Annotated in this window: 10 protein-coding genes and 1 pseudogene; 8 read left to right on the top strand and 3 right to left on the bottom strand. The window is 56.9% G+C overall.

Translation table 11 applies throughout. The annotated features are described in order from the left end of the window. Together ABD654_RS12160 and ABD654_RS03490 are read right to left on the bottom strand one after the other, a co-directional pair. A partial coding sequence (locus ABD654_RS12160) for a hypothetical protein (protein WP_425552703.1) occupies positions 1–214 on the bottom strand: 214 nt, incomplete at its 3' end. Further along, positions 111–1103 carry an IS30 family transposase gene (locus ABD654_RS03490; protein WP_344702349.1) on the bottom strand — a complete coding sequence of 331 codons (993 nt, stop codon included), beginning with the start codon at positions 1101–1103 and terminating at the stop codon, positions 111–113. The genes ABD654_RS12160 and ABD654_RS03490, both read right to left, overlap by 104 nt. 399 nt (positions 1104–1502) lie before the next feature. On the opposite strand from ABD654_RS03490, the gene ABD654_RS03495 reads away from it, so the two are divergent. The 8 genes and pseudogenes from ABD654_RS03495 to ABD654_RS12170 all read left to right on the top strand — a co-directional run. Then, complete coding sequence (locus ABD654_RS03495; protein WP_344702351.1) at positions 1503–1799, top strand: hypothetical protein; 297 nt, start codon at positions 1503–1505, stop codon at positions 1797–1799. A gap of 224 nt (positions 1800–2023) precedes the next feature. Next, positions 2024–3151: an S-(hydroxymethyl)glutathione dehydrogenase/class III alcohol dehydrogenase gene (locus tag ABD654_RS03500; RefSeq protein WP_425552704.1), complete on the top strand. Its 1128-nt coding sequence runs from the start codon at positions 2024–2026 to the stop codon at positions 3149–3151. Positions 3152–3203: 52 nt separating this feature from the next. After that, positions 3204–4043, top strand: coding sequence for an S-formylglutathione hydrolase (fghA, locus tag ABD654_RS03505; protein ID WP_344702353.1), 840 nt, complete (start codon positions 3204–3206; stop codon positions 4041–4043). A 63-nt stretch (positions 4044–4106) separates the two neighbouring features. After that, a complete protein-coding gene (locus ABD654_RS03510; RefSeq protein ID WP_344702355.1) occupies positions 4107–5033 on the top strand; it encodes a bestrophin family protein in 927 nt (308 codons plus the stop codon). Between the two features lie 174 nt (positions 5034–5207). After that, positions 5208–6434 (top strand): NAD(P)/FAD-dependent oxidoreductase, encoded by a 1227-nt coding sequence (locus tag ABD654_RS03515; protein WP_344702357.1) that lies wholly within the window; start codon positions 5208–5210, stop codon positions 6432–6434. A 39-nt stretch (positions 6435–6473) separates the two neighbouring features. Continuing rightward, complete coding sequence (locus ABD654_RS12165; RefSeq protein WP_425552705.1) at positions 6474–6722, top strand: DMT family transporter; 249 nt, start codon at positions 6474–6476, stop codon at positions 6720–6722. 131 nt (positions 6723–6853) lie between these two features. Next, complete coding sequence (gene gshA, locus ABD654_RS03520; protein WP_344702359.1) at positions 6854–8362, top strand: glutamate--cysteine ligase; 1509 nt, start codon at positions 6854–6856, stop codon at positions 8360–8362. Positions 8363–8405: 43 nt separating this feature from the next. Continuing rightward, positions 8406–8507, top strand: a pseudogene (locus tag ABD654_RS12170) (IS30 family transposase); the annotation flags it as partial. A gap of 74 nt (positions 8508–8581) precedes the next feature. Here the strand turns inward: ABD654_RS12170 and ABD654_RS03525 are convergent. Then, the gene (locus ABD654_RS03525) at positions 8582–9460 is read right to left on the bottom strand and encodes a LysR family transcriptional regulator (protein ID WP_344702361.1); all 879 of its coding nucleotides are present in this window, start codon (positions 9458–9460) and stop codon (positions 8582–8584) included. Positions 9461–9602: the final 142 nt, after the last annotated feature.

Here is a 9602-nt window from a genome sequence, read left to right on the forward strand (position 1 = left end):
TGCCGCACTCAGGGCAGGGGTAGAGGCTGCCCCGCTCGGCCTCGACGTAGAGGTCCAGGCGGTGGGGCGAGACGGCGGTATCCAGGTGCTGGTCCTTGAGAACCCTGAATTCAAGCAACAAGCGCAGCACCTGCGGTATCCAGGGCTCCTGAATATTCCCCCAGGAACACCTGTGCCGGTGTGCGATAGCCGAGACGCTTTCGGGGTCGGTCATTCAGCTTCTCGACCACCTTGCGCAGCTTGGCATCGGTGACCTGTCGAAAGTCCGTTCCCTTGGGGAAGTACTGTCGTATCAAGCCATTGGTGTTCTCATTGGTCCCACGCTGCCCGGAGCAGTAGGGATCGCAGAAGTACGTCGCTGCCGTTACCGCCTGGGCCACGGTCTCGTGATCAGCGAATTCCGAGCCGTTGTCCAGGGTGATGGTCTGGACAGCACCGCGGCGAGGTTTTAGCAGCCGAATCATGGCCTTTTGCGTCAGCTCCGCCGAAAGCCTCGGCAACCGTGCCGCCAGCAGATAGCCGCTACGGCGCTCGACCAGCGTGACCAAGCCCGACTGCTTGTGCCCCTGGACCACGGTGTCACCCTCCCAGTGGCCAATGAAGCGCCTTTCATCGATCTCAGCCGCGCGATGCTCGATGCCCACGCGGTTGGGAATCTTGCCGAGTCCTGCGCTCTTGGCTTGATCCCGATGCTTGCTGCACCGTTTGGGCTGGCGGAGGTGCTTCCAGAGATCGCCACCGCAGGCCTTGTCATCCCAGATTAAGGAATAGATCCACTGGTGACTGACGCCGCCGCCAGACAAGGGCCCCATGAAACCGCTTATCTGCTCTGGGCTCCACTCCTCTCGCAGCCGGTCGACGACAGCGGCAATCATGCTGGGCAAGCGCTTTGTCCTCTTCCAGGCAGTGCGTCGCCGATGATCACTGCAGGCCTGCGCCTGCTCAGGCTCGTAACCGCTGTCGGTAGCGTTGCGGCGCAGCTCCCGGCTGACCGTGCTGTTGTGGATGCCAAGCTCTCTGGCGATCTGACGTCGGCTCATGCCCAAGTCATGACGGGCATAGATCTGGTATCGTTGGGTCTGGGTCAGCTGTCGGTATCCCATGCTCTGCTTCACTTTGGTAGGTGAGCCGAGAAGGGTACCGGCGCTGCCCCTCCCGCCTCTACCTCGTGGTCCAAAGTGCTGCGGTTATTCTATGAATCCAGGAACCCAAGGTGCTTCCAGGCCCAAGCCGAGGGTCAGAATCTGGGTGCCGTCCATGCCATACCTCCTGTCCATGTGGAGGTCATATCCTGGCCCAGCTCAGGGGGCGAATTCCACACCCAACGACGAAGAGCCGTATTATTACTGTAGTGAAATGATCATTTTATAATTGCCATGTTTATCTCGATTTGTGAAAAAAATAGAATGCTCACATCGAATCAAGGCAGGGGTTATCGCTGAGATTCGCTAGCTTCCCATTAAAAGCCAAGACCCATTTTCAAGTAACAAGAGGAAACTTCCATGAAAACCAAGTCAATCGCTGCCAGTCTGCTGCTCGCCGCTCTGCCTTTGTCCGCCCAGGCTGATCCAGCCACCGATCGAGCCCTGCGGCTCAACCAGGAGCCGCTGTCGGCCCTCACCCGACAGGTCGACGGCGATTACGACCGTCAGGTCGTGGCTCGAGACTTCGACACCGCAGGCGACAGTGCCGCCATGGCCGAGGTCCGGCTCAAGCTTCGCGCCTACCACCAGTCGCCGAGCCATATCGCCGTGAGTGAGAATGCCATGCAACTGGCCCGCGAAGCCACCGAGCGATAATCATTATTCTTGGGATGGAAATAGAGCGATGAGCGTCTGGTAATGATTAACCACGCCAGGACTCAGCATTTTTATCCCTCGGAATGAAATCAAAAAACTTTTTCTATACCGTAAAAGTGATTTGTCGTTACGGGTTATTATCATTCATCCGGAGACAAATATAATCGCCGCTAGCGAGAAGGCAAGGCCATCTTGCCGCCGCACTGTAACCACAGGAGAGCCTGATGACTCAGATGATCAAATCCAAAGCCGCCGTCGCCTGGGGGCCGAACCAGCCGCTGTCCATCGAGGAAGTGGATGTGATGCCACCCAAGGCCGGCGAAGTGCTGGTGCGCGTGGTGACCTCCGGTGTCTGCCACACCGATGCCTTCACCCTCTCCGGCGAGGACCCCGAAGGCATCTTCCCGGCGATCCTCGGCCACGAAGGCGGTGGTATCGTTGAAGCGGTAGGCGAAGGCGTGTCCAGCGTTCAGGTGGGGGATCACGTGATTCCCCTGTATACCCCGGAATGCGGCGAGTGCAAGTTCTGTAAATCCGGCAAGACCAACCTGTGCCAGAAGATCCGCGAGACCCAGGGCCAGGGTCTGATGCCCGATGGCACCACCCGGTTCTACAAGGACGGCCAGCCCATCTACCACTACATGGGCTGCTCCACCTTCTCCGAATACACGGTGCTGCCGGAGATCTCCCTGGCCAAGGTCAACAAGGAAGCCCCGCTGGAGGAAGTGTGCCTGCTCGGCTGCGGCGTGACCACCGGCATGGGGGCGGTGATGAACACCGCCAAGGTGGAAGAGGGCGCGACCGTGGCCATCTTCGGGCTGGGCGGCATCGGCCTGTCGGCTATTATCGGCGCCACCATGGCCAAGGCCGGCCGCATCATTGCCATCGACATCAATGAGAGCAAATTCGAGCTGGCCCGCAAGCTGGGTGCCACCGACTGCATCAACCCGAAAGACTACAACAAGCCGATCCAGGACGTGATCGTCGAGTTGACCGACGGCGGTGTGGATTACTCTTTCGAGTGTATCGGCAACGTCAACGTGATGCGCTCCGCTCTGGAGTGCTGCCATAAAGGCTGGGGCGAGTCTGTCGTTATCGGCGTGGCCGGCGCCGGTCAGGAAATCTCCACCCGTCCGTTCCAGCTGGTCACCGGTCGGGTCTGGAAAGGCTCTGCCTTTGGCGGCGTCAAGGGGCGCTCTGAGTTGCCGGGATATGTCGAGCGTTACATGCAGGGCGAGTTCAAGCTAGATGACTTCATCACCCACACCATGGGGCTGGAGAAGATCAACGATGCCTTCGAACTCATGCATGAAGGCAAGAGCATCCGTACCGTCATTCATTTCGACCAGTAAGCCAGGCGGTCGCCTGCCCCCGCAGGCGACCCGCTTTTTTTAAGGGTACCTTATGACCATTGAAAATCTGAGCTGCAACAAGAGCTTCGATGGCTGGCATAAACAGTACAGCCATTATTCAGAAACCCTGAATTGCTCCATGCGTTTTGCCATCTACCTGCCTCCGCAGACCTCAAGCGGTGGCAAGGTGCCGGCACTGTACTGGCTGTCTGGCCTGACCTGCACCGATGAAAACTTTATGCAGAAAGGCGGTGCCCAGCGCATCGCTGCCGAACTGGGCATGGCCATTATCGCGCCGGACACCAGCCCCCGCGGCGATGAGGTGGCCGATGATGACGGCTATGATCTGGGCAAGGGCGCGGGCTTCTATGTCAACGCAAGCCAAGCGCCCTGGAATCGCCATTACCGCATGTATGACTATGTGCTGAATGAGCTGCCCCAGTTGATCGAGGCCATGTTCCCGGTCAGCGACAAGCGCGCCATAGCCGGTCATTCCATGGGTGGCCACGGTGCCCTGGTGATCGCCCTGCGCAACCCGGAACGCTATCGTTCGGTGTCGGCCTTCAGTCCGATCAGCAACCCGGTCAATTGCCCTTGGGGCAAGAAGGCATTTTCGGCCTACCTGGGCAAGAATACCGACAGCTGGGCAAGCTATGACGCCAGCCTGTTGATGCGCCAGACCGATGCCAAGGTGCCGGCCCTGGTGGATCAAGGCGAAGCCGACGACTTCCTGGTCGAGCAGCTCAAGCCGGAGATGCTGGAAGCGGCCGCCAGGGCCAATGACTATCCCCTGGAGCTCCATGGTCGCGACGGCTACGATCACAGCTACTATTTCATTGCCAGCTTTATCGAGCAGCACCTGCGTTTTCATGCCCGACACCTGGGTCTGTAAGGCCCAAGCCGTGGCGCCGCGGCAAACGCGTCGCCACGGTGCTGCCCACCCCAGGAGAAAGCGATGATTGTCCGATCGAAACCCAACCCCTTCAGGCTGTTCTTTACCCTACGCGGCTCCATCATTCAGAAGATTTACAAGCAGATTCTGTTCGTCGCGTTGCTCAGCGCCGTGGTCGCTGCTGTACAGTATTACCGGCCGGGTTTTTTCCCCTCCTATGTCACCACGCCGTTCGCACTTCTGGGTATCGCCCTGTCCCTGTTTCTCGGCTTTCGCAACAACGCCAGTTACGACCGTTGGTGGGAGGCGCGGCAGCAGTGGGGACAGCTGGTGGTGGATACGCGAAGCCTGGCGCGCCAGATGAACGCCTTTATGGATTTGGAATCGGAGGTAAACCTGCTGACCCGGCGGCGTTTCGTGCTCCTGGTCATCGCCTTCGTGCACGCATTGCGCCATAAGCTGCGCTGCACCGATGCTTGGGATGACATCGCCGGCTACGTCGATGCGGAGCACTATGCGGCGCTGGCAGAGGCGGACAACAAACCGGAATTTTTGCTGCGCCTGATGGGAGAAAAACTTGGTTACTGCCGGCGTGAGCAATTACTGTCGGACTTCTTCGCCCAGAGCGTCGATGAACGGCTGACGTCCATGACCAGCGTGTTAGCGGCCTGCGAGCGCATTCAGAATACGCCGCTGCCATTCGCCTATATGCTGCTGGTGCACCGCACTACGTATCTGTACTGCCTGATGTTGCCTTTTGGTCTGGTGGCGTCCCTGGGCGCGGTCACGCCGCTGGTCTGCGCCGTGATCGCCTACGCCTTTTTCGGGCTGGATGCCCTGAGCGAAGAACTGGAAGAGCCGTTTGGTTTATCCACTAACGACCTTCCGCTGATGGCCATGTCCCGTGCCATTGAAATCAGCCTGCTAAGAGCCCTGGAAGAAACCGAACTTCCGCCTGCCATTACTCCCCAGGGGGGCTGCCTGCAATAAACGGCTATCACCTTGCCGATTATTACACTCAGTAAAAAGTAATTTGTATATTAAGCCGATTGTTAATGGCCAGGTGAAATGACAATATGATATCAGCAATTCATTCGGGAACCTGTCCCGAAACTCTTTTTTTCCTTCGGATAATGACCAAAGGCTCGCTGATTGGGGGTCACAATGTCAAAAATCGTAGTTGTCGGCGGCGGGGCCGCCGGTCTTGAGCTGGTCACCCGACTGGGCAGTCAGTTGCAAGGCAGTCGGGACCATGAAGTGATCCTGGTAGAGCCGTCCTCCCACCATTACTGGAAACCCCGGCTCCATGAGATCGCTGCCGGCACCTTCGATAATGAGCTGAATGCGGTCAGCTATTTTCAACATGCGGTCTGCAGCGGCTACCGTTATGTCCAGGCCTCCATGACCGGGCTGGACCGCAGCGGCAAGATCCTGCACCTGCGCGGCATCGATGGTCAGGCCACTGAACTTGACTACGACTATCTGGTGATGGCAGTAGGAGCGAGCAGCAATGACTTTAACACCCCAGGCGTATCGGAACATTGCCTGTTTATGGACTCACCGCACCAGGCTCAGCAAGCCTGGCAGCACATCAACCCACTGCTCAGGGCTAATGAGCCTCGCCGTGTTGTGATCGTTGGCGCTGGTGCCACCGGGGTTGAGTTAGCTGCCGAGCTCGCCAAGGTCAGCCAGCGTCTGGGGCGTTACAGCCAAGCCGCGCACTTACAGATCATTCTCATTGAAGCGGCACAACGGATCCTGCCTGCAGGCCCGGTCAGACTTTCGGAGCAGGCCCGTCGGGCACTGATCCGCCAGGGCGTTGATGTGAGGGTGAGAACCCGCATTCAGCGGGCGGAGGCCGGTTGCCTGTTTACTGCCAATGGTGAACGTATTGGCTCGGATCTGCAGTTCTGGGCCGCCGGGATTAAAGGTGACGACTGGCTGACTGAGCTGGATGGCCTGGAGACCAATCACCTCAACCAGTTGAAGGTGTCCGCCACCCTGCAGACCTGGCAGGACCCGGACATCTTCGTTATCGGTGACAGTGCCGAATGCCCTCAGCCGGACGGTTCTTTCGTACCGCCCAGGGCGCAGGCGGCAAACCAGGCGGCATGCCATCTGGCCACGCAGTTCAAGCGACGGTTAAAGGGTCGCAAACTGCAACCTTTCGTGTTCCATGACGGCGGCATGGTCATCGCCATTGGCCATAACAATGCGGTAGGTGCCCTGGCTAATAACAAGTTGATACTGAAAGGGCGGTTGATCCGCACTCTCTACGACGCCATTTTTCGGCTGCATCAGCAGGTGTTGTTCGGTTGGGGCAGGGTCACGGCACTGATACTGCTTAAACGCCTTAAAGACATCCTCAATCCCCACTATAAAGGGCTCTAAGATGAGCTGGCTGTTTCCGATACGGTGTGTGCTTCCCATGTGGCGTTAAAGGACAGCCGCGGCTTCAACAAGCCCGTCCCTGCGGTACTGGTCATCATGGGGCATTTGATCGACTTCTTGTGTCTAGGGCAGGCCATGAAAGGGATGCCGCTCGGTGTTGCCCATGCCCTGTGGGCGGGGTTGGCAGTCATGACGGTGACCTTGCTGTCTACATTGTGTACGACAATACCTGGATTGGTCGGTATGGGGCGGCATGGTGTTAATCGTCGGCGGGATCGCATTAATTAAGCTGTCTCAGGGATACAGCCACTGATTCACCAGGGATGGGTGATATCCAGCGCCTGCCGGGCTTCTGGTCCGGTAATACGGTCGATACCGGCCTGTTTGCCTGATTGATTTACATGATATAGAGGTACCTTGTGACGTCACCCCTTACCCCGCGCTTAGCCCAACTTGCCGCCAGCGGTCTACTGCCGCAGTTGGCCCATATTCGCCGTGGCATCGAAAAAGAAGCCTTGCGGGTCACCGCAGGTGGCGTACTGGCAAAGACGGCTCACCCGCCTGCTCTGGGAGCGGCGCTCACTCACCCTTATATCACCACCGACTATTCCGAGTCTCTGTTGGAGTTTATTACCCCCGCCGGTGAGCAGGTTGACGAGACACTGGGGTTTCTGGAGAAGTTGCACCGTTACACCGCCAGTCAGTTAGACGGCGAGTACTTGTGGCCCGCCAGCATGCCCTGTGCCCTGCAGGGCAACGACAGCATTCCCATCGCCGAGTACGGCAGCTCCCGCTTGGGTCGGATGAAGCATGTTTATCGCCGGGGGCTGGATGTCCGTTATGGACGTATCATGCAAAGTATTGCCGGCATCCATTACAATTTTTCCCTGCCCGATAGCTTCTGGCAGGGCTACCGGCGGTTGCTGGGCAGTCAGGACTCGCTGGTCGAGTTCCGCTCGGCCCAGTATTTTGCCCTGATACGCAACTTTCGTCGCTACGGCTGGTTGCTACTCTACCTGTTCGGTGCCTCCCCCGCGCTCAGCCAATCTTTTATGGCTGGCCGTCCGCATAGGCTGGCCAAATTGGGCAAGGATACCCTTTATCTGCCCCACGCTACCTCTTTGCGTATGAGTGGGCTCGGGTACCAGAATGATGCTCAGGCCACGCTTAATATCAGCACCAATAGCCTGGCAGAGTACAGCCGGGATCTGGATTGGGCCCTTAATACACCGCATCCGCGTTATTCCCGGATCGGTGTCGAGGTGGAGGGTGAATGCCGCCAGTTGAACGACAATATTCTGCAGCTGGAGAACGAGTATTACAGCGATATCCGCCCCAAGCGGGTGACTAGAGCCGAAGAAACACCGCTGCAGGCCATGGCTGCGCAGGGCGTGGAATACATTGAAGTGCGTAACCTGGACATCAATCCCTTTCTGCCGCTGGGCATAGATGAGACTCAGGTGCGCTTACTAGATACGTTTCTGCTGTTTTGCCTGCTGCAAGATAGCCCGTCGATCACGGCCGAAGAACAACAGAGACTGCGAAAAAATCAAATCCGAGTCGCCGAAAATGGCCGAAACGTGGGTTTGCTGCTGGAAACGACCGCGGGTGAGATCAGCCTCCTGGAATGGAGCAACAGGCTATTCGCCAACTTGACTGAGATTGCCCAATTGCTTGATAAAGCCGGACAGGGCCATGTTCGGGCTGTGACTCACTTCAGCGCCCTACTGCGGCATCCCGAGTTGACGCCTTCGGCACGAATGTTGAAACAGCTTCAAGGGAAAGATTATCATAGTGCCATGTTAATGCAGGCAGCAAGGTTGACAGAGCAATGGCGCAGCTCCCCCCTGGATTCTCATCAGTATCGGTATCATCGACGGCTGGCAATTGACTCATTAACGGAACAAGCCAGGTTGGAGACAGTGTAATAACAGAGATCTCAATGATCAAGCGCAATACCTGGCCCATCGAGTATCCCATGAGGCTATCTATAACGTGATCTATATGATGCCCCGGGGCGCTCTCAAGAGAGTGCTCATCGCCTGTTTGCGGTACGGCAACGGTAAGGTCCGGGAACCCTTCAATAGGGTTACAGTTGTAACTCGAGACTACCATGCGAATCTGCTAGGCGTTGAAAAGTTGTATAATCATGAGCCTCGGTTCAGCGACTCACTAAAGTAGTCCAAGAGCATGCGTACTTTCGGTGACAGATGTCGGTTATGAGGATAAACTGCCCAAATGCCTTCATCGTCTTCCTGGTAATGTTCCAGTAGAGATATTAATTTCCCCGAATCCAAGGCCTGTTTCACATAGTAATCTGGCAGTTGAACGATCCCGATGCCTTTTAGCGCAGCATCGAGGAGCGTCCAGCCGCTATTGCAAGTGATGTTTCCCTTTACGCTGGTTTTTCTGGATTTTCCCCTCTCATTAAAACGCCAGTAATCCAGGTTCCCCTGCAGACAGTTATGCTGTTCCAGCTCCGACAAGGAATGGGGAGTACCATGATTGGAAAGGTACTCCGGAGAGGCGCATACGTACTGAGCTCTCGAGGATAGCCGCCTTGCCATCATGCTAGAATCTTCCAGCTCCCCCATACGCACCGCGAGATCGTACCCTTCGGCGACCAAGTCCATTTTTTGATTGGTCAGGTGAAGCTGTACCTCAAGCTCCGGATAGCGAACCACGAAGTTGTTGATCAGGGGAGCAATAACCTTCTCGCCGTATGTTACGGGGGCCGTCATCCGTAGCCTGCCTCTTGGCGTAAGCTGCAGGTTGGTGATGGCTCGCTCGGCTTCTTCCAATCCGTCGAGAACCTGTCGACAGTGCTGATAATAAATCTGCCCTTCTTCGGTCAAGGAGACTTTTCGAGTTGTTCGATAAAGCAACTTGGTTGACAGCCTGGCTTCTAATGCGCTGACCTGTCGACTGACCTGAGCGGTAGAGATACCTAATCGTTTGGATGCTTGGGTAAAGCTATCTGTCTCAGCGACTGCCACGAATTCGCTTACCCCTTCCCAAATAGACATCTCGACTCCATTGCAGATATGGTGATTGTCAATATATGGTTCTTCGTCGTTTCATGTGGATTTGGCCTGATCCAGCAGGCGGCCCACCGGGCTGCCGATCAGGTAGATCATCGCGATGAAGTTGGCCTCGTTCCGGTAACCA

Origin of the sequence: Halomonas cibimaris (genome assembly GCF_039537045.1) — a bacterium.
In the GTDB taxonomy this organism is placed as follows: Bacteria; Pseudomonadota; Gammaproteobacteria; order Pseudomonadales; family Halomonadaceae; genus Vreelandella; species Vreelandella cibimaris.